Raw genomic sequence first — 21,314 nt, forward strand, 5'->3', positions numbered from 1 at the left:
CGTCGAAGGAGCGCCCATGGATGCAGACGACCTGGTCATCACCCTCAAGAAGAGCCTGGCGAAGCTCAGCAGGACCGAGCGCCGTAAAGCCGTCGAGTTGGTCGGGGACGTCGTCCGCGCCGCCATGTTCGACGATGCGGCGGGAGATGGCTATGAGGTAGAGCGCTGCCCCCGTTGCGGCTCGGTCGCTATCGTCAAGAAGGGCAAGTCCAGGAACGGCGAGCAGCGCTACCTCTGCCGCGACTGCGGCAGGACGTTCTCCGGCTCCACCGACCGGATCCTCGGCACGAGCAAGTTGCCCCGCGAGACCTGGATGGCCTATGCCGAGTGCTTCGCCCTCATGCTCCCTCTCCGCGAGTGCGCCGGCCGCTGCGGTGTCTGCCTCAAGACCGCCTACACCATGCGCCACAGGCTCATTGAGTGCCTGAAGGAATACTCGCCCACGTTCCATGTGGGGCAGGGGCAGGCTTGCGAGCTCGACGAGACGTACTTCCCCGAGTCCTTCAAGGGCAACCATTCAAAAGGCTCCTTCACCCTGCCGAGAAAGGCTCGCCACCGCGGCAAGCAGGTCCACAGGCGCGGCCTCTCCCGCGAGCAGATCTGCGTCATGACGGGCGTTAGCGACACGGACGCCACCTTCTTCGAGGTCTCGGGCCGCGGCGTTGTCTCGCGCAAGCGTGCGGCGGAGGCCCTTCGCGACCGCATCGGCGCGGGCGCGGTCGTCGCCACGGACAAGGCGACCGCGTACATCGACGTGCTGCGCGACCTGAAGGTCGCCTCGCATGAATCCTATGATTCCAAGGACCGCTCGGAGGGCACCATCAACCGCATCAACGCCGTCCATTCGCTCCTCGGCTCGTTCATGGCCCGCTTCAAGGGAGTGTCCACCAAGCACTTGGGAGCCTACCTCGACTGGTTCCGCTGGTGCCGCACCTTCATGGCGGCGGGTTCGCGCGCGGCGGAGTCCACGGTCGCCCGCCAGCTCGCCAACGGCTCCTGCTCGACCCGCGTCCGCGACATGTTCGGCCTCGAGCCTCCCCTCATGGACTACTGGGACGGGCGGGCGGCCTAGCGAATTAAAATGGTGGCCACGGAGCAGCGACCGCGGAAGGAGCGGCAATGACATCGAACGTCCCGGCCACCACGATAAGAATCGATCCCGAGGTCAAAAGGGAGGCCGCAGCCGTGCTCGACGAGCTCGGGCTCTCCATGTCGGGCGCCATGAACATATTCCTCAGGGCGGTGATCCGCGAGGGCGGCCTGCCCTTCGACGTCAGGCTGGGATCTGAGGGGAAGGCTGACGGGGAGGGCGGGGACCGCGATGGACGGGGGTAGCCCGATTATTTTCCGGTTCGACGAACAGCCGATCGTGTCAAATTTGGTCTAACAGAGCCTTGATTTTTGTCTTACCTAGAAGTCCCAGCTCGGTACCGCAAATCGCGCACTCTTTCTTCTCGAACATCTTGTCAAAGAAGCCCATGGCTGCCTCCCATCAACTGGTAGCGTGTGTCACTTTTGATGATGGGGGAGTGCGCAGCCTTTCACGATACCCAGACGGCTCAACGAGTCTCCACAACTGGGACACATGGCTCATTTTTCCTACTCATTGGGGACACTCTTTGTCGAATGCGGCGGCTGCCGAATGTGGGCGCCGTTCTTGCTATGCCACGGTCACGGCGATCTGGGCGTAGCGGGTGCAGGGGCGCTCGGCGCGCGTCTGCACGGTAAGCGTGAGTACGAAGCGGTCACCGGGCTGCGCGTCGGCGGGCACGATGAAAGCGGTGTCCACCGTGCATTCTTGCCACATCGACAGATCCTGGACGCCTGCATAGCTCGATGGGTCTACGGCCACATCCCAATGTGCATCGAAGCCCTTGTCGTCGGGGTCGACGATGGTTGCCGCAAGGGCGACGCGCTCGCCGGCTGCGGCGCTACGGTCGGCCGTGACCTCGACAACATGTGCCGGATGCGAGCAGATGGCCGGATCATGGGCGCACCATTGCGCGCGGGCGGCAAAGTTTTCCTGATAGGCACGCAGATAGGGATTGAGATTGTCGTCTGCGGGCGTGCCGATGGAGGCAAAACCGGCGGGCGCGCTCGCATCGGGGTGTCCATCAAGAAACATGCGGCCCAGCAGCGTATCGAAGTCGCGGTCGTCGATGCCGCGCAGGCCAAACGGCAGCAGTGGAATATAGGTCATGCTGTCGCCTTCGGCCATAAAGTCGCCGCGCTCAAACTGCACCGCGGGCATGCCTTCCAGGCCCCAATCCAGGCGGGCATGCTTGCCAAACTGAAAGCGCTCGGGTTCGTTTTCGTAGACCTTACCATCGCCATAGAGCATATAGCGTGCCATGAGGGGGCCGTTGCCCTGCGTGAGATTCTGCTCGGGCCAGGGAGCCTTAAACAGCGGCAGCGTATCGGGCTGAGCTGTTTTGGCGTCGAAATAGTTGCCATACATATAGGGCGTACGCCAAAAGATGAGCTCGGGAAAGAGCTCGCGCCCATGGTCGAGCCACGAGTTGTCCTGTCCCACGCCATCGGCAACGCCCATCACGCGCACCTTCTGATAGACCTGCTGCTGCACGGCGGGCCACTCGGGCGTGGCGCGATAGCGCTCGGCAATACTCATGAGGGCGCGAACGATCGTATTCATACCACCCCAGCTGAGCAACCATAACGTACGCGGATCATCATCCAGAATCGCCTGCGCAATTACGCGAGACCCCTCAGTTTCCTCAGTCACATCACCTTCAAAGGCAACATTTCCCACAAAGGTGCGCTCGATCATCTGGGCGGGCGTGGGAAACGGCGGCTCACCGGCAGCGGCCGCATTTGCTTGCAACTGCGGCCAAGCCTGGGCATATTCATTACTCCAGAGACTCTCAATCCAATGCTCGGGAAACGGCCGATACTCACGAAGCTCGCCGGCTAGCGGATCGGGCTCATGAGGCACAACAGCCCACTCATAAGAGCGCCGCCCTTTGGTCCGCCAATGCGAATTCACCTCGCCGAGCGTATGAACCCCATCCCCAAGAAAGTGATACTGCGAAGCCGTATACACCACAGCCTGAACATCAAGCAAGTTGAGATACAGAGCCAAATGAACAAGCGAGTTCATATCATCGACTTCCATATCAGTGGTAACAATCACCCGAGTCAACTTCTGGGACATAGGAACAGCTCCAATCAAAATCAATTCAGCCAGTTACGCGCAAGGCAAGACGGGACCCATACCCCCATCGCCACCGACCCGGCGGCCCGCTAGAAGCGGCCGGCCAGGGTCACAGCAACGTCAACGCAGCGGAGACCGGGGTTTAGTCTTGCAAACATTCCGCAGGGGGCATGGGCAGGCGCAGCGCGAAGCGCAAAGCGCCAGCCCATGCATGCCCGAGGACGTTTGCAAGACTAAACCCCGGTCCCCGCGATGGGAGGGCTTAGCGGTCGACCCTGGCCGACCACTCCCAGCAGCCCACCGGCTCGCCGTCGATGAGTACGTTGCCCCCGTCGAAGTCTTGATAACACAGGTCGTTGAATTGGTGGATCCACACGCCGTGGTTGAACGTCTTCTTGGCCGAGCCGTCGGCCTCGCGATACACGCCGGTCAGGTCCTCGACATGGCTAAAGTAGGTGAGATGCACGTTGGCGCCGGCATCGCGCAGGCGCGCGAACAGCGGCAGCACGGTCTGTTGCGGGTGCACGAGCTCGTCGCCCTTGGAGTGCGTAAACCACAGCGGCGTCTTGGCGAGCGCGGCTACGTCCTCGTCCGTGGCGTTGTACCACGGGGCGCAGCAGGGAAGGCCCGCGGCGAAGAAATCGGGGTAGTCGGCGCACAGGCGCAGGGTCATAAAGCCGCCGTTGGAAAGACCGGCGACCACGATGCGGTCGGTGTCGATGCGGTCGGCATGCTCGGCGACAAACTCATCGATAAGTGCCTTGAGCACGGGGGAGTAGATGCTCTGGTTGGAGTGACCAAGCTGCTCGACGCCGTTGTCCATCCAAAACGTGGGCGACTGCGGCACGAGCACCCAGGCAAAGCCGCCAAAGTAGCGCTGGATCTGCGCCTGGCTGATGGCCGTCACGCGGTTGCCGATATAGGCGCGCGTGGCGCCTTCGCCCTGCGTGGCGCCCTTGCCCTCGCCGGCGCCGTGCAGATACACCACGAGCGGTGCCTTTTGGGGCATGGCCGTGGCCTCGGGCGCAAAGGGGTTGAAGCATGCCGAGTCCTCGGCCTTAAAGCTGGGCTCAAAGAAGCCGTATTCGAGCGCGATACCGTCGACGGCGGTCTTTTGCGTGGCGTTGCTCCAGCCTTTGAGCGCGGGGCAGATATCGCCACGGCAGGTGTCGAAGACCAGGCCGCAGGTGGGATCGTCGCCGTCGTTGCCGGGAAGAGCTGTGAGCTGCGTGATGCGCAGCTGGTCATCGAGCATGCGCGAGCCCATGACGCCGCCTTCGATGGTCTTGGTCAGGCGCTGCTCGGCGACCTCGAGTGCCACATGGGTGCCCACGGCGAGCTTACGTCCGTTCTCGTCGCACGGATATGCGGCGAGAATGTCGATGTAACCCACGGAGGGCGCGGCATGGTCGGCGCCGCGCTCCTTGCGCATCAGAACCTCGCCCGAGCGCTCGTGACGCTCTACATATATATTGAAGGTGTTCGTGTCGATGTCGTTGGCGCGCACGGTGCAGGGCAGGTCGAGTACGACCTTGCTGATCCAGGGGCCAAAGTCGCCCAAGGTGGTGACGGTTGCGTAGGTACACAATTTGAGTTCCATGAGCTGCCTCCCTTGCGCCGCGAATGCCTGGCATCTGCGGCAATACAAACTAAACATGTTTAGTGTAATCTAGAATTGAAGAATAACCAGATGAACTCGGTAAACGGCAAAATTGAACACGTCGTGAACTACTAAACGTATGTTTACTAGCTTCTAGCAGGGATTCTGTTGATGAGTTAACAGATCAGTGAGGTGTTCATCAAAATAAAATCCCACGTAAATGGCTATATATCAATAGAGGGTCAAAGAGACCATCTCCCGCCATTCAAATACGCTCACCCCCGATTTCCTACCGTTCACCGGACTGTAGACGGCAAAATTGCCATAAATTCGGCGCTCCGTGTAAACTAAAGCCCGTAAACGTTCAGTAAACACCTTGTTTACAAAAGCGTATCCAAGGGTTCGGTAACCGTAAGGGGTTATAGTCGCCGGGCCAAAGGCGTGCCTACGCCCAAGCGGGTAGGCACACGAAGATATGGGGAGGGGTCCCATGGCAGTAGATAACAAACAGATTGCCACCGATGTCCTCGAGCTCGTGGGCGGCGCGGAGAACGTTACCGTCGCCACCAACTGCATGACGCGCCTGCGTCTGACGCTCAAGGATAACAGCAAGGCCGACGTGGAGAAGATCAAGAAGGTGAAGGGTGTTCTGGGTTGCCAGTTCGCCGGCAGCCAGCTCCAGGTCATCATCGGCCAGAACGTGCCCAAGGTACTCGCCGAGTTCGTCGCCATTTCCGGCGTCAAGCAGGGTGAGGCCGTTGACGAGAACCTCGATGCTCCCAAGGAGAAGTTCGAGCTCAAGAACCTGCCTAACATCATCCTCGACTATCTGTCCGGCTCCATGACCCAGCTCATCCCGCTGCTCATGGCTGGCGGTCTGTTCCGCACCATCGCGGCCGTCCTCGGCCCCACCATGCTCGGTGTGCTCTCGGCCGACGACCCGACCTATACGTTCCTCTACACCACGCTGTACGAGGCAACGTTTACCTTTATCCCCATCTACCTGGGCTATGCCGCCGCTAAGAAGCTCGGCGCCTCTCCGGTTCTGGGCATGCTCCTCGGCGGCGCTCTCATGGCCCCGTCCGTCGTGAGTGTCGCGACTCAGGAGGGTGGCGGCATCATCTCCGTCTACGGCATCCAGATCGCCGCTGCCAACTATCAGCAGTCCGTCCTGCCGATTATCCTTTCGGTGCCTGTCCTCTACTTCGTCGAGAAGTTCTTTAAGAAGGTCATGCCCGACGTGCTCTCCACGGTCTTCACGCCGTTCTGCACCATGATCGTTACCATCCCCATCGCCTTCATCGTCCTCGCCCCCATCGGCAACGAGATCGGTACGCTGATCGCTAACGCGCTCTTCGGCCTTGCTGACCTTGGCGGCATCGGTATCCTGATCGTCATGGCCGTCCTCGGCGCCTTCTGGCAGCTCTTCGTGGTCTGCGGCATGCACATGCCCGTCATCCTGCTCGCTCAGGTTCAGATCATCGCTGCCGGCTACGATCCCTTCGTCTTCGTTTCCACCAACTGCGCTATGGCCGCTGTCTGGGGCTGCGCCTTCGGTGCCTTCCTCAAGATGAAGAACCCCGACGAGAAGTCCCTTGCCATCGGCTACGTCATCTCCGCTATCGCCGGCGGCGTCACCGAGCCCGCGCTCTTCGGTATCCTCATGCGCTTCCATCGTACCATGTTCGGCATGTTCATCGGCGGTGCCATCGGCGCTGTGTTCTCCGGCCTCATGGGCGTCACCTACTACCTCGCAGGCGGTGCTTCCAACTTCCTGGTCTTCACCAACTACCTGCAGGGTGGCCAGATGAACACCGTCTGGGCTATCGTTGGTATGGCAATCTCCTTTGTCATCGCCGCTGCCGTCGTCTTTGTCTCCGGCTTCTCCAAGGAGGAGCTCGCCGAGATGGAGGCCTAAGGCCAAGCCATTCGGTCACATATGACCTCACCTACACGACAGGGCCCCGTCAGGCGTAAGCCCGGCGGGGCCCTTCTTGCAAGGTAGACTGATGGGGCGGGTGAGCTTCGCCCGCGAGGGTTTGCCAAGCGGCGGAGGCTTTCGCGCGGGGTTATCGCGAAAGCCCCCGGCGGTTCGCAAATCCTTTATCAAACGAAAGGACACGCAGATGAGTTTGGGAAAGCTGACCGTCAACGGTCGTGAGGACGGGTTTCTCTGCGACGGCAAGCCGTTCTTTTGGTTTGCCGACACGTGCTGGAGCGCATTCACGAGTATCACCGAGGCGGACTGGGACTACTATCTGACCCGCCGCGCCGAGCAGGGCATGAACGTGCTGCAGGTCAATACCCTGCCGCAGTGGGACCGCTGCCTGCCCGACCTGGGCATCTGGCCCTACGCGAGCGAGGACGGCGTGCACTTTGACTGGAGCGCGCCCAACCAGGAATACTGGGACCGCGCCCGCCGCATGTGCCAGGCGGCCGTGGAGCACGGCATTCGCCCGGCGCTCGTGCTTATGTGGTGCAACTACGTGCCCGGTACCTGGGGTGCCAAGATCGCCGAGCGTTGCGGCGCCGAGGTTATGCCGCGTGAGGAGGTCCGTGCCCACGTTGCCCGCGTCGTCGAGAACCTGGGCGAGTTCGACCCCGTCTACGTAGTGACGGGCGATACCGACTTTGCCGGTGACGAGGCGATCGTCTATTACGAGGACGCGCTCGACGAGGTCGTCAAGCGCGCGCCCGAGGCACTGCGCACCATGCATATCAACCGCGGCAATCGTACCATTCCGGCGCAGTATCTGGGCCGTCTGGACTTTTACATGTTCCAGCCCGGCCACAACTACGAGGGCCAGCCCGAGGCATGGCGTCTGCCGCAGGACTTTATCGCCAACTATCCCAAAAAGCCGATGGTCAACTCCGAGCCTTGCTACGAGCAGATGGGTGCGTCGCGCAACGTCTACTGGCGTTTTACCGCGCAGGATTGCCGCGCGAGCGTATGGTCGTCGATTCTTGCCGGCGCCAGTGCCGGCGTGACCTATGGCGCGCACGGCGTTTGGAACTGGCAGACATCGCGCAGCCAGGGTTCGGTCCTGGGCGAGGGCTTTGACATGCCCTTCCGCTGGCAAGAGTGCCTGCAGTTTGCGGGTGTGTGGGACTTTGGCGCGATCGAGCATGTGCTTGCCAGCCTAGGCGCTACTGCCGGTGACGATGCGCTTGCCGTGGTTCCGGCGCAGGAGCTGCTCGATGACGCGCGCGAGGCCATCCGTGTGGCGCGCGTTGGCGATCGCGTCGTCACGTACCTGCCGCGCACCACGGCGCTCAAGTTTAAGCTCGACGGCGCGCGTGGCTGGACGGCGACGGTCCTCGACATGGAGGACAAGCGCATCGCAAAACTGCCCGTCCGTGACAACGGTGACGGCACCGTGCGCGTGGCGCAGCATCCCTTTGAGCACGACGCTCTGGTGATCCTGACACCCGAGCGCTAACGGCTCTTCTCCAACATTTACAACCCAGTCCCTTTCATAAGGCTGCGACGGAATGGTTCCTGCATGACGGCTTTAAGCTGTCAAGGGGAGCCATTCCGCCGCACTCATTGGGGACGTACTTAAATGAGTGGTTTAACTTGAGACGGGACTTTTTGACCGCCTGATGGGTCGCGCGCCACGATTCGGGCGTCACAGCAGCTCGCCGTGGCGGGCAATGTAGCGGCGCTTTGCCAGCTGAGTGAGCGCGATGTAGGCGGTGACGATGCCGATGAGCAGCGCGAAGAAGCTCGCCGGCAGCGGCAAGAGGCCGAGCGCATCGGCGATGGGGCTTGCCGGCAGCCAGGTGACGAGCGCCAGGCCCAGTACGGTGAGAACGCACAGCGCGGGCGCGGCGTGGTCGCGCGGGCTCGGCAGGCGCGGGGAGCGCAGCATGTGGATCACGAGCGTCTGCGGCCACATGGACTCGACAAACCAGCCGCTCTGGAAGAGCGCCACAAAGGCCGCCATGCCTGCGGCGTTGCCCGTCCCGGCGAGCTCGGACCAGCTTGCGCCTACGGTGGCAGGGCACACCACAAAGAAGAGCGCGGCGAAGGTTACGATGTCAAACAGCGAGCTCACGGGACCCAACTCGAGCATAAAGCCCTTAATGGACGCGGCGTCCCAGGCGCGCGGACGGGCGGTCCAGGCGTCATCGACGGTGTCCCACGGCAGCGCGATACACACGATCTCGTAGACCAGCGACAGCAACACCAGCTGCAGGGCGCTCATGGGCAAAAACGGCAGGAACAGGCTCGCGACGGTCACGGACAGCACGTTGCCAAAGTTGGAGCTCACCGTGGTCTTGAGGTACTTGAGCAGGTTGCCGTAGGTGCGGCGGCCTTCGATGATGCCGCGCTCGAGCACGCCCAGGTCCTTCTGGAGCAAAATGATATCGGCGGATTCCTTGGCGATGTCGACGGCGGAATCGACCGAGATGCCGCAGTCGCTCGCTCGCATAGCGGCGGCGTCGTTGATGCCGTCGCCCATAAAGCCCACGGTGTGACCGAGCGGCTCGCGCATGACGCGCACCAGACGCGCCTTCTGCAGCGGCGAGAGCTTGGCAAAGAGATGGGTTTTCTCGGCGCGCTCGGCAAGCTCGGCGTCATCGAGCGCATCGATCTCGGAGCCCAGCAAGACATTGCTCGCGTCGATACCAATCTGCTCGCAGACGGTTGCGGCGACGCGATCGCTGTCGCCGGTCAGAACCTTGACCGCTACGCCCTTGGCCTCGAGGGTGGCGACGGCGCCCGCGGTACTTGCTTTGGGTGGATCGAGGAAGGCCAAAAAGCCCATCAGCACCATGTCGCACTCGTCAGCGATGCCAAACTCGCCCACGCAGCGCGGACTGGTCTTCTGCGCCACGGCAATTACGCGCAGGCCCTCGGCGTTGAGCCCGGCGACCTGCTTACGAATCTGGGCGAGCTTATCTTCGGTGAGAGGCTGGGCGATACCGTTGACCTCGACAAAGGAGCAGATCTCGAGCATCTCCTCGGCAGCTCCCTTGGTAACCATCTGGGTTTTGCCTTGGGCGTCGGCGACAACTACGCTCAGGCGACGGCGCGAGAAATCGAAGGGAACCTCGTCGACCTTGGTATAGCGGTCGCGCAGACTCTGGCCCAGCATAGAATCGGGCACGATGGTCGAGGGCGTCACATCGGCACGGTCGATGACGGCCAGGTCGATAAGGTTCTTGAGACCGGTCTGGAAGAAGCTGTTCAAAAATGCATGGCGCAGTACGCGTGCGTCCTCGTTGCCGTCGGTGTTGAGGTAGCGCTCGAGCACGATGCGGTCCTCGGTGAGGGTGCCGGTTTTGTCGCAGCACAGGACGTCCATCGCGCCGAGGTTTTGGATCGCCGGCAGCTCCTTGACGATAACCTGGCGACGGGCAAGGTCCTTGGCGCCCTGCGACAGACTCGTGGTCACGATGACGGGAAGCATCTGCGGCGTGACACCCACGGCCACGCTCGTGGCGAACAGCAGCGCGTCGATGACGCTGCCCTTTGTCGCGGCGTTGATGGCAAAGACGGCTGGCGCCATGACGAGCATGAGGCGTACGAGCAGCATGGAGACGCTCGCGACACCGCGGTCAAACGCGCTCTTCTCGCCGCGCCCGTTGAGCATCTTGGCGATGCCGCCCAGGTAGGTGTCCGAGCCGGTGGCAACGACAAGTGCCATGGCGGTGCCGTTTTGCACGGAGGTGCCGGTAAAGACGATGTTCTTGCAGGCAGAGAGCGGTAGCGCGGAGCTGTCGGCACCCTCGACAACCGTGGCGGCAGCGGTCTTCTCGACGGCCTCGCTCTCGCCCGTGAGCGCGGACTCGATCGCAAATAGGTCGCGCGCGGTGATGACGCGGGCATCGGCCGGCACCATATCTCCGGCAGAGAGGCGGATCACATCACCGGAGACGAGCTCGTCGAAGGGGATCTCGACGCGCTCACCGTCGCGCAGGGCGGTGCAAGTGTTGGAGGCCAGGTCCTTGAGAGCCTCTGCCGCATTGCCGCTGCGGGCTTCCTGGATAAACTTCATGCCGCCCGATACCAGCAGCATGATGCCGATGACGATGACCGTGGAGGGGTCGCGCTGCGGCTCGGGTACGGCGAGCACATCGATGTAGAGCGAGACCAGCGCGAGCGCGGCGAGGATGCCGGCGAAGGGATCGATGAAGGCGTCGGCGATGCGGCGGGCGAGCGTCTTGGTCGGTGCCTCGATGGTGTTGGGGCCGGTGGCGTCTAGGCGCTCGGCGGCGTGCTCGGCAGTGAGCCCGTCGGCTGTGGTGTCGAGCAGCACGAGGGCGTCCTCGGCGCTATGGGTAGCGGCGAGTATGGTGTTCTTGGGCATGCCGGTGTGAGCGGCGGGGCGCGCCGTGCGGCGGCGCTTGGAGATGGCTTCGAGTACCGTGGCGGTTTTGAGCATCAGCATAGGGTCCTCCTTGTTGAAGGGAGTTAGCGTACGTGTCGTATTTGCTTTAAAAAACATAGATGTCGCTCACGTCATACTCGCGAACCACCACAAAGGGGACAGGCACCTTTGTGGTGGTTTTGACGATCGGTTCGTGACGCTTATGCGAATACGGAATCCTCGCGGCGTGCCGAGGGCGACATACAGGTTTTTCGACTAGGACTGCCTTCCATGGCACACCTCCTAAAGGCTGAGCGCAGCGCGCTTTGGGTATCTCGTACCCCTTTTTAATCCGCCCGTATTCTTGATGAGGGGGTTTGCCATGTCAACCCCATTGTTCGGAAAACCATTGCCCCTGACAAAGCCTTTACAGAATGCCGTGGCCTCAAAGCGCGCCCGCATCGACGCTTCGCCTGCGCTAAACTGGAAGGCACGTACGCGATTACGAGAGGAGCCCGCATGGAGGCTTACAAGCAAGAGTTCATCAAGTTTATGGTTGAGTCCGACGTTCTTAAGTTCGGCAGCTTTACGCTCAAGAGCGGCCGTCGGTCCCCGTTCTTTATGAACGCCGGCGCCTATGTGACGGGCTATCAGCTCAAGAAGCTGGGCGAGTATTACGCCCAGGCCATCCACGATAACTTTGGCGACGACTTTGACGTGCTGTTTGGACCGGCCTACAAGGGTATTCCGCTGGCCGTCGTGACCGCAATTGCCTACCACGAGCTGTACGGCAAGGAGGTCAAGTACTGCTGCGATCGCAAGGAGGCCAAGGACCACGGCGCCGACAAGGGCAACCTGCTGGGCTACGAGCCCCAGGACGGCGACCGCGTGGTCATGGTCGAGGACGTCACCACCAGCGGTAAGTCCATCGACGAGACCTATCCCAAGGTCAAGGCTGCTGCCGATGTCGAGATCAAGGGCCTGATTGTGTCCCTCAACCGCATGGAGGTCGGCAAGGGTGGCGTGACCACCGCGCAGAAGGAGATCGAGGCCAAGTACGGTTTCCCCGTCGCGAGCATCGTCTCCATGGCCGAGGTCGTCGAGACCCTCTACAACCACGAGATCGACGGCAAGGTCGTCATCGATGACGAGCTCAAGGCCGCTATCGACGCCTACTACGAGCAGTACGGAGTTAAGTAGGTTACGGCGTTTTACCAAACGCCGTAACCGGCCGACGCTGCGCGGGCCGCATTTGGACAATCTGACGTTCAACTTCAAGGGCGCGACCAGAAGGTCAGCGCCCTTTCGTTTCACGTCACCTTGTCTCAAATGCGGCCCGCTCGCTCATATGACCCAATCCACTGTCAAGGGCCACAATGGCCCCGCCGACCGCTTGCAATCGGTCGGCGGGGCCTGCCGTTAAACCCGTCCCGGTCCGCCCCCGGCATGTCATCGACGCCTTCGGCTCAGTCTCATATCCGCGGATACCGCTCCGGCGGCCCGCAATCCTCTCCTTCGGCGGGGTTCCCCTAGTCTGTCTTCGCGCATGCGGCGGCCGCCGCGCGCACAGCGAGAACGGGGGTGTCCCCGAAGGCTGCCCGGCTCGCCGGGACGGGGGCTTATGTCTATTCCGCGCCCTCCCGGCACATCGTGCCGAGGGCCCACAGCCACCTCACGAGCTCGGCCGCGGTGGCCGCGTTCGCCTTCGCCTGCGGCATCCCGCGGGCGATCATCTCCTCGCGGCGGCGCAGGAGCCTCTCGGACCCCTTCCTCCCGTGCATCCTTATCTCGAGGGGCACGCCGGAGCCCTTGGGCATCAGCTTCGGCTGGTGGCCGGCCTGGGCATAGCACCAGGACCCCTCGACAGCCAGCTTCCTGACGAGCGCGTTGCCGGCCCCGCTGATTCCGCCGAGGCGCACGGAGTCCGCGCTCGACCTCTGCTTCGGGGCGAGGCCGAAGTAGGCCGTCACCTGCCTGCCGGAGCGGAACCTCGAGAAGTCGCCGACCTCGGACGCGAAGGCGGCGGCGAGCGCGAACCCGCACCCCTTGATCGACTGGAGCGCCTCGACCTCGGCCGAGAGGGGGCCCGCCGCGACGGCGGCCCTGTATTCGGCGAGGAGGGCCTCCCTCGTCTCGTCGGCCGCCTCGACCTCGTTCCTCAGCGCCGCAAGCGCCCGGATGCCTCCGTCGTCGGCGGGGTGTATGCCGTCGAGCCACCTGAGGAAGCCGTACGTCCAGTACTTCCGGGGGTTGCCGGCCGGCGTCGTGCCGCCGTAGACATAGCCGCGGCGGGCTAGGAACGCCAGGAGCCGCTGCTTCGCCGCCGCGAGCCTCGCGGTCGCCGCGTCGTGGGCGGCGGCGAGGTCCCTGAGCCCCTCGATCTCGGGGGACGGCACCCATACCGGGGTGACGTCGTGCGACAGTATCGCCTTGGCCATCCTGGCCGCGTCGTTGCGGTCGTTCTTGGACGAGAGGTCGGCAGCCGACCTCGGGACCTTGGAGACGGCCGCGACGACGCAGTCGACGCCGAGCCCGGAGAGCTCCCTTTGCGGGGCGAAGCCGAGGTAGCCGCTCTCGTAGGCGGCGAGCGACGGGCCGGGGAAGCCCGACATCCACTCCGCGACCTCGCCCCAGGGGTTGCCGCGGAACCTCCTCGTCACGGCCTCGCCCGTCTCCGCGTCGAGCGCGCAGACGGTGGTGGACCTGAGGTGCACGTCCATTCCGAAGGCGGTAGAATATCTAGGCACGGGAGCCTCCCAACCTCGTTGCGGCGCGGCTGCGCCTCTGGCACTTCAACAACATTGTCGCAGTCCCGACCCGCGGTCACGAGCGGGGGCTCCTGTCGTTTCCGTGCCCCTGGATTGGGTCATAGTGTCTGTCGTTGCCAAGACATCGGCACTCCCGTTGCTGGCGATGCGGCATCTGGGGACACTCCTGATGTAGTCATTGGGGACGTTCTTAAATGACTACTTAGGATGAGCGTCCAAAATCCGCGCTCGTTCGATTGGCGCATGTCTACGCAGCGTAGGTTGTCGAGCCTGGCCTTCAAATGGATACTGACTGTCGAACCGGTTCACTCCATTTCTTCAATTTGATTGGACAGCCCATGAACCAGACACGGCAAACCAATGCCTCCCATACTTTTTTGGCAGCGCATGCCATTAAGCAGCTGCGCGAAGAGCGCGGCCTCACCCAGCGCGCCCTGGCGGAAAGCCTTGGTGTGACCGATAAAGCCGTCAGCAAGTGGGAATCCGGCCGCGGCCTTCCCGACATTTCCCTCGTTGAGCCTTTGGCCCAGAGACTCGGCATAAGCGTGGCTGAGCTTTTGGCTGGTGACATTCGGGCCAACGCCAACCGTGCAGGCAATATGCTCAAAGGCGTCTTTTACGTTTGCCCTATCTGCGGAAACGTTGTGCACGCGCTCGGAGAAGGCAGCTTTAGCTGCTGTGGCTCCACGATGTTTCCCCAGGAGGCCGAAGAGCCGGACGCGGACCACGCCTTTTCCATCGAGCGCATCGAGGACGATTGGTACGTCACGCTCGATCATCCCATGACCAAGGATCACTACATTAGCTTTGTGGCATATGCGACTATGGACGGCGTCTGCTTTAAGAAGCTCTATCCAGAGCAATCGGTGCAGCCGCGCTTCCATATTACCGGGCGCGGCAGGATATATCTTTACTGCAACCAACACGGGCTCTTTACGTCGCTGACGCCTCGCAAATAACGGCTGTCTATCCGCCCTCCTCATGCGTTTCCCAGGGGACCCAAAATGAGCGTGGATAATCTCCCGGTTTTGGCCTGTGTGCGGGCTCAAAGTGGGAGATTATCCACGCTCGTTATCTGAGTGTCCAAAAATCCACGCTCGTCGTTACTTGAGCCCGGGCAGGCGGGTGTAGGGAAACGACCGCTCGAGGAACTCGGAACAGCGGGCGTAATCTTTGGCAAAGTAGCTGCTGTAGAGCGAATCGAGCACGTATTGCACGGCGATGTGGCTGGCGAACTGCGTGATGCGGTGCGTCATACTCTCGTGGTCGCTCACCATGAGATAGGCGGCAAAGCCGGGGTGAATGCGGGCGCAGTACGGTGTGCCGATGACGATGACCGGGACGCGTCGACTGCTGAGGATCGGCAAGATCTCCCTGAGGTTGGGGGCAAGGCCGCTGTAGGAGATGACAATCGCCACATGGTCGGGGCCCGAGGCGAGCGCCGTACGCACCTGCGCCTCGACGCTGCCGTAGCACGTCGCGCTTTTACCGGCGGAAAGCAAGCGATCGCGGAACATTCCCGCTGGATACAGGTTATGCGAGCCCGTGTAGATGTCCACGGTGTCGGCGCGCATGACGAGCTTGGCGGCGTAGTCGAGCTGTGCGGGGTCGAGCAGTTCCTGCGTTTCGGCCAAGGTGGTCTGGTAGAGCCCCTCCATGCGCTCCATTACCTGTGCGGGGGTGGAGGTGGCATCGAAGGGAAAGTTGATGTCCACGTCGCGCCGATTGCCCGCCTCGGTCGCCTGGCGGATGAGCTCGACCTTGAGGTCTTTGAATCCCTCGAGGCCGAGCTTTTTGCAAAAGCGGTGCACGCTCGCGACCGAAACGTTGGCGCACGCGGCAAATTCCTTAATGGAAAGCCCGCGCACATCCTCGCCCATGGCGAGGGCCGTTTGCCCAAGTTGTTGCTCGGTGGGGGTGAGGCTTTTGCCCTGCGTGATCTTTCGCCTGATATCCATATGGCTCCTATGCGTTTGCGTCGCGATAAACCAATCATAACGATAAATAAAACGTTCGGCTTGGCTGGGAGTTTTGGTCCGCCGGTCTATGAACGACGGACCGCTCGACGCCGTGCGGGCTCAACATGGGGGCACTGTCCTTGTTGGGCCGTTTGCGCCCGGGGCGTTACCCGAGCACACGTACGGGCCCCAAGAGGCCGCTGGGCTCGGAGGGCTCGGTCATGCCGAATATGTCGGGGACGGCGTGATCGAGGGTGTTGATGATGTCGATCGTAAGCGCGTGCTCACCGGCCAAAAGCGCGCCGACCTCAAAGCGGTAAGGCGGACAGATACGGGTGCCGAGGGATTTGCCGTCGAGGGCGACGGTTGCGGTCTCAAAGACCTCGCCAAGGTCGATGACGGTGCTGGTGACCGCTTCGCCCAGGACAAAGGAGGCCTGGTAGCGGAATGTGCCGGCCTTGCCGGGGAACTCGGCCGAGGAAAGGTCGTGCAGGTCTGCAAGCTCAACAGGCTCGCCAAAGGCATCGGTGCCAGGGGCAGAGAAGGCAACCGCCCAGGGCCCGTCGATGCATGCGGCTTCGTCTCCAACGGTTGCCGCGCCGGCGGAACCTGTAGCCCCAAGGACCACGATGCAGCTCTCGTAGGGAGCCAACTCGAGCGTGCCGTCAAAGGCGGCGGGCTCGGTGCCGTTGAGCAGGTCGAGGCGCGCGCCTGCAACGGGTGTGCCGTCGGCAAGCGCAACCTGAGTGGAGATACCCTGCTTGGGATGCTCGTTGACGAGCATCAGATAGCTCTCGCCCGCCCGCTCGTAGCGCAGTGCGCGCAGCCAGGGCTGGGGCTCGGCGCAAACCACGGTCTGCATGCCGGTATTGGCAAGTGTGCCTGCGAGCCCGGTGGTCGCCAGGAGTTTGATGCCGGCGAGCGCGGTTGCATCCAGGGAGGCAAAGCCCTCGCGGCCTGCAGTGTCGCCGTCGTAGCGCTTGTTCGGCAACTTATCCAGCGCGTACACGGCAACGCCCGCGGCTGCGGCGCGCGCGGCAAAGTCGAGCACGGCTCCGCCGACAAACTCGGCTCCGGGCATCACCAGGCAGCGGTATGCCTGGCCGTTCACGCTAAAGCCGCTACCGTCTGCGGCAATTTCAACGGCATAGCGCCCTGCGTCCTCAAATGCCTCTGCTGGCACGATGTCAAAGTCGACCTGCGCGCGCATAAGCTCGGAGGCGGCATGCTGCATAAAGTTCGCCTCGCCTGCCCACTCGGCGTCCGCATGGTAGAGAAGCGCCGCCGGGGTCGTTGCACGCCCGCCGCTCAGCAGACTCGCCGTACGGTTCATGTAGCTCATGAGCTGCCCAAAGTGTGCAAACTGGGGGTTTTGGCCATGCGCATAGAAATGCGGCGGGCAGTCCCAGTCGGGGAAGGCGGCCATGCTAAAGGCATGCGGCACAAACCAATTGACGCCGCGCACCAAAAAATGATCGGCGATCCACTTCATCTCGCGCAGGCCTTCGTGCCATCCAAATGCGCCAAAGACCTCGGCCATGCAGCGCCCCTGCTTTTTGGGGTCGAGGTGTGCTGCCGAGGAGCCCAGCTTGGGCAGCACGTAGTTATAGAACTCGAGGTCCCATACGCCGCGTCCGTAGCTGTGAAGGCCGCGGTCCATGCCGGGTACCAGCTGGTTGATCACGATGTCGACGCCCGCCATGTCCTGACCGCCCACGGCGCGGAAGTAGTGCCCGGCGCCCACGCCCAGGCGCGCGTGGCAGTCCTTGTCCTCGATAACGTGGCCGATGTACTGCACGCCGCGCGCGCGGCACCAGTCTCCGAGCTGGTCGCAGAAGCACTCCTTATAGAGGGTGCTCGCGATGTCCATATAGACGTGGCGTACGTGCGCGCCGGCCGGCTCGCGGTCCCACAGGTGCGGGAGCTCGGCCAGGTAGCGCTCGCCCAGTGCAGCGCGTAGGCGACGCTCAAGCTCGGCCGACCAGGGTAGGGGCGCGGTGGCCTTGCCGATGAGCGTGTCCGAGATGCCATCGGGGCCCGTGGTGCCCTTCTCGTTGGCAAATCCGGGCTCATCGGAGAAAAAGCCCAGGATCGTCTTGCCAAACTCATCGCCCAGATGCTCAAAATGCGGCTCGTAGACAGCATCGATGAGCTGCGCCACCGAGGCGCGGTCGACCATATTGATGTAGTCCTCGTTGTAGGAGGTCTTGCCGCTCGTGAACATCACGCATGCCTGCGTGAGGCCCGCAGGTGCATCGAAGACCAGGCGGCTGGGGTTGCCGTCTGCATCGTCGATTACTCGGTAAGCGACGTCGACGGGGCTGCCGTCCTGCATAAATGTCACGCCGTAGAAGCGCTCCGTTTTGTCGAGCATGTTGGCGAGCGCGATGCTCGCGGCGGACGTGGGGCCCACGATGTCGAACGTGCGGTGCGTGAGCACGATCTTGCGGAGCTCGGGCACGGCCTCCTCGACGGCGCCGTTGGCAAAGCCCGTGGGGAAGTGCGCATCGTCCAAGATCCAGAGCTTAAGGCCCAGCTGCTTGCACTCGTCAATGACAAAGCGCAAGTCGCGCCACCAGCCCTCGCCGCAAAAATCGGGGTGTGGGCGGCTTTCGAGACAGACCTCGTGGATGTCGGCGCCGGCGATCTTTTCCAGATACTCGGCAATGGTCTTATGGCTCTCGCCCTTCATCCACAAAAACGGAAGCACGTGGTTGTCGTATGTGCCCTCGAGCACCTGCTGATAGTACGCGGTCATGGATCCTCCTTGGCTCGATCGGTCTGCTGCATAGCACAGATTATGGACGCGTCGGCGCGTTCTGCTAATATCTGAATCACGACGAACTATGACCAAATCAACGATTGGCAAGCCATGGAGATCGACGAGCTCGAGCGTAGGCTCAGCGAACTGAGCACCAGTGAGATCGCTTATAAAGACGGCATGGCATTTGATTGGTCGATTATGACCGAGCATGTCGAAATCGACGGATGCCCAGTGCGCAAGATTGGGCAGCCAGGGTTTGCCTATGCCCAGCCCGGCATGCCGCGTGGCCTGACGATAAGGAAAAACTCGCGCTTTAATGCAGTTCCCGAGCACGTGCATGATTACGTGGAGATGAGCTATGTGTATCGCGGGCGCTGCCCGCAGACGGTGGCGGGGGAGAGGCTCGAGTTGCGCCGCAACGAGGTGCTTTTGCTCGACGCCCTTTGCCCTCATGCCGTGGCGGCGCTCGGCGAGGACGACATCATGCTGAGCATGACCGTTTCACGCTCTTTTTTGCGCCGGAGTCTCGAGTCGAGCCTCTCGCGCGAGAGCGCGGTCTCGCGGTTTTTGTTCAACGCGCTCAACAGCGAGACGGACCATCGGGGCCATGTCCGTTTTCATTGCGGCGAGAGCCGTCGGATTCGGCGCTACATGCAGGAGATGCTCTGCGAGCTGTACGACCCGAGCCCCAACGGTTCCGAGATCGTCCTGCGTCTGTTTCAGCTGTTTTTGGCCGAGCTCATGGATTGCTACGAGCGCGAGCTGGTGCGCGGCGCGGCGGACGGCGCGGCGGGGCCCACTGCCCTGGTGACGGGAATGCTTGGCTATATCGATCGCGAATTCGCTGCATGCTCCCTCGAGGGGATGGCGGCGGAGTTTGGCTTGAGCCCTAATTATGCGACGGCGCTCCTCAAGCGACATGTGGGCAAGACCTTTAGGCAACTTGTGCAGGAGCGACGCCTGGTGCGTGCGGCCGAGCTTCTGCGCGGTGGCGCCACGGCCGGGGCGGCTGCGCATGCGGTGGGCTATGAAAACATGAGCTTCTTCTACCGTAAGTTTCACGACAAGTATGGCTGTACCCCCGCGGCATACCGCCGGTAAGCGCGGGGCGGATCGTCTTCGCTCCTTCGGTGTCAAAAAGTTTCAGCTGCAGCGCTGTTGCAGCGCGCGTCTGCGAAAAGAAGTGTCCAAATCGGCGCCTTCGCCCTGGCCTGGAGCGACTCGGCGGCATACTCGTTTCATCAGCAACACGCATGAGCGAGGAGACACTTATGGGATTCCCCGAGGGTTTCTATTGGGGTGGCGCTACCGCCGCCAATCAGTTTGAGGGCGCTTGGAACGTGGACGGCCGCGGTCCGTCGGTCGACGACCACTTCTTGGGCGGCAGCTACAAGGAGCCGCGCCAGATTACGATCGACATCGACCCTAATCGCTTCTACCCCAACCATGACGGTATCGACTTTTACCATCACTACGAGGAGGACATCGCGCTGTTCGCCGAGATGGGCTTTACCATGTTCCGCATGTCCATCTCTTGGAGCCGCATCTTCCCCAACGGCGACGACGCCGAGCCCAACGAGGCCGGCCTCGCCTTCTACGACCGCGTCTTCGACTGCCTGCGCGCTCACAATATCGAGCCGCTCGTGACCCTGTCGCACTACGAGATGCCCTATCACCTGGTCGAGAAATACAACGGCTGGGCGAGCCGCGAGCTCATCGGCTTCTTTGAGAAGTACTGCCAGACCGTCTTCGACCGCTATCAGGACAAGGTCAAGTTCTGGCTCACCTTCAACGAGATCAACTGCGGCACTCAGGACATGGGCAACCTCTTTGAGACCAGCATGATTCAGGGCTTTGAGGGCCCGGCTTCGGCGGTCCATGCTACGCCGCAGGCTCGTATGCAGGCGCTGCATCACCAGTTTGTCGCCAGCGGCCGCGTCGTGCGCTATGCCCACGAGCATTACCCGCAGTTTAAGATGGGCAACATGGACTGCTTCATCCTCTCCTATGCCGCCACGTGCGATCCGGCCGACGTGTTCGCCACGCAGCAGGAGATGAATACCATGAACTGGTACTGCTCCGACGTGCAGGTGCGCGGCAAGTATCCGTTCTATGCCAAGCGCTTCTGGGCCGAGAACGATGTCGAGCTTGTGATGGAGGACGGTGACCTGCAGGATATCGCCGACGGCAAGGTCGACTTCTACACCTTTAGCTACTACATGTCCGGCACCGTGGGCACCCACAAGGATCACGAGATGACCGAGGGCAACATGACCTTTGGCGGCAAGAATCCCTATCTGGAGTCCACCGACTGGGGCTGGCAGATCGATCCGCTGGGTCTGCGCATCGCCCTCAACGAGATTTACGCCCGCTACGAGATTCCGCTGATGGTGGTCGAGAATGGCATGGGCGCCTACGATGAGGTCGAGGAGGACGGTTCCATCCACGACCCGTACCGCATCGCCTACTTGCAGAGCCACATCAAGGCCATGGGCGAGGCCATTGCCGACGGCGTCGACCTGATCGCCTACACCTGGTGGGGTCCCATCGACCTGGTGTCCGCCGGCACCGGCGAGATGCGCAAGCGCTATGGCTTCATCCACGTCGATAAGTACGACGACGGCACCGGTACCTACGAGCGCCGCCGCAAGGACAGCTTCTACGCCTACCAGAAGATCATCAAGTCCAACGGTGCCGAGGGCCTGGATTAATCGACAATATGAGCGCCACTGGGG

The 21,314-nt window shown here is 62.2% G+C and carries 14 protein-coding genes; 8 read left to right on the forward strand and 6 right to left on the reverse strand.

Annotated features, from left to right (window positions below; all coding sequences use genetic code 11):
• The first annotated feature begins 16 nt into the window (after positions 1-16).
• Together ACGHIZ_RS00700 and ACGHIZ_RS00705 are read left to right on the forward strand one after the other, a co-directional pair.
• Positions 17-1,072, forward strand: a complete 1,056-nt coding sequence (locus ACGHIZ_RS00700) for an IS1595 family transposase (protein ID WP_390446657.1) — start codon at positions 17-19, stop codon at positions 1,070-1,072.
• A 47-nt stretch (positions 1,073-1,119) separates the two neighbouring features.
• Complete coding sequence (locus ACGHIZ_RS00705; RefSeq protein WP_390446660.1) at positions 1,120-1,335, forward strand: type II toxin-antitoxin system RelB/DinJ family antitoxin; 216 nt, start codon at positions 1,120-1,122, stop codon at positions 1,333-1,335.
• A 325-nt stretch (positions 1,336-1,660) separates the two neighbouring features.
• Here the strand turns inward: ACGHIZ_RS00705 and ACGHIZ_RS00710 are convergent, their stop codons facing one another.
• Complete coding sequence (locus tag ACGHIZ_RS00710) at positions 1,661-3,172, reverse strand: nucleoside hydrolase-like domain-containing protein (protein WP_117839935.1); 1,512 nt, start codon at positions 3,170-3,172, stop codon at positions 1,661-1,663.
• Between the two features lie 262 nt (positions 3,173-3,434).
• On the reverse strand, positions 3,435-4,772 hold the full coding sequence (locus tag ACGHIZ_RS00715) for a prolyl oligopeptidase family serine peptidase (protein WP_390448409.1): 1,338 nt from the start codon (positions 4,770-4,772) through the stop codon (positions 3,435-3,437).
• Between the two features lie 490 nt (positions 4,773-5,262).
• On the opposite strand from ACGHIZ_RS00715, the gene ACGHIZ_RS00720 reads away from it, so the two are divergent.
• Together ACGHIZ_RS00720 and ACGHIZ_RS00725 are read left to right on the forward strand one after the other, a co-directional pair.
• On the forward strand, positions 5,263-6,690 hold the full coding sequence (locus ACGHIZ_RS00720; RefSeq protein ID WP_390448412.1) for a PTS transporter subunit EIIC: 1,428 nt from the start codon (positions 5,263-5,265) through the stop codon (positions 6,688-6,690).
• A gap of 208 nt (positions 6,691-6,898) precedes the next feature.
• Entirely contained in the window at positions 6,899-8,212 is a 1,314-nt protein-coding gene (locus ACGHIZ_RS00725; RefSeq protein ID WP_117839938.1) for a DUF4038 domain-containing protein, read from the forward strand.
• Between the two features lie 189 nt (positions 8,213-8,401).
• Here the strand turns inward: ACGHIZ_RS00725 and mgtA are convergent, their stop codons facing one another.
• Positions 8,402-11,170: a magnesium-translocating P-type ATPase gene (gene mgtA / locus ACGHIZ_RS00730; protein ID WP_390448415.1), complete on the reverse strand. Its 2,769-nt coding sequence runs from the start codon at positions 11,168-11,170 to the stop codon at positions 8,402-8,404.
• A gap of 438 nt (positions 11,171-11,608) precedes the next feature.
• On the opposite strand from mgtA, the gene pyrE reads away from it, so the two are divergent.
• Positions 11,609-12,289 carry an orotate phosphoribosyltransferase gene (gene pyrE, locus ACGHIZ_RS00735; RefSeq protein ID WP_390448418.1) on the forward strand — a complete coding sequence of 227 codons (681 nt, stop codon included), beginning with the start codon at positions 11,609-11,611 and terminating at the stop codon, positions 12,287-12,289.
• Between the two features lie 425 nt (positions 12,290-12,714).
• Here the strand turns inward: pyrE and ACGHIZ_RS00740 are convergent, their stop codons facing one another.
• A complete protein-coding gene (locus ACGHIZ_RS00740) occupies positions 12,715-13,809 on the reverse strand; it encodes an IS110 family transposase (RefSeq protein ID WP_118260311.1) in 1,095 nt (364 codons plus the stop codon).
• 386 nt (positions 13,810-14,195) lie between these two features.
• On the opposite strand from ACGHIZ_RS00740, the gene ACGHIZ_RS00745 reads away from it, so the two are divergent.
• Complete coding sequence (locus ACGHIZ_RS00745; protein WP_117839941.1) at positions 14,196-14,816, forward strand: helix-turn-helix domain-containing protein; 621 nt, start codon at positions 14,196-14,198, stop codon at positions 14,814-14,816.
• Between the two features lie 144 nt (positions 14,817-14,960).
• Here ACGHIZ_RS00745 and ACGHIZ_RS00750 read toward each other — a convergent pair whose 3' ends face one another.
• Together ACGHIZ_RS00750 and ACGHIZ_RS00755 are read right to left on the reverse strand one after the other, a co-directional pair.
• A complete protein-coding gene (locus tag ACGHIZ_RS00750) occupies positions 14,961-15,815 on the reverse strand; it encodes a MurR/RpiR family transcriptional regulator (RefSeq protein WP_117839942.1) in 855 nt (284 codons plus the stop codon).
• 166 nt (positions 15,816-15,981) lie between these two features.
• On the reverse strand, positions 15,982-18,573 hold the full coding sequence (locus ACGHIZ_RS00755) for a glycoside hydrolase family 2 (protein WP_124785748.1): 2,592 nt from the start codon (positions 18,571-18,573) through the stop codon (positions 15,982-15,984).
• 114 nt (positions 18,574-18,687) lie between these two features.
• Between ACGHIZ_RS00755 and ACGHIZ_RS00760 the strand changes: the two genes are divergently transcribed.
• Together ACGHIZ_RS00760 and ACGHIZ_RS00765 are read left to right on the forward strand one after the other, a co-directional pair.
• Positions 18,688-19,680 carry a helix-turn-helix domain-containing protein gene (locus ACGHIZ_RS00760; RefSeq protein WP_124785749.1) on the forward strand — a complete coding sequence of 331 codons (993 nt, stop codon included), beginning with the start codon at positions 18,688-18,690 and terminating at the stop codon, positions 19,678-19,680.
• A gap of 170 nt (positions 19,681-19,850) precedes the next feature.
• Positions 19,851-21,290 (forward strand): glycoside hydrolase family 1 protein, encoded by a 1,440-nt coding sequence (locus ACGHIZ_RS00765; protein WP_124785750.1) that lies wholly within the window; start codon positions 19,851-19,853, stop codon positions 21,288-21,290.
• Positions 21,291-21,314: the final 24 nt, after the last annotated feature.

The sequence above is a fragment of the Collinsella sp. i05-0019-G5 genome (genome assembly GCF_042851345.1).
Lineage (GTDB): Bacteria > Actinomycetota > Coriobacteriia > Coriobacteriales > Coriobacteriaceae > Collinsella.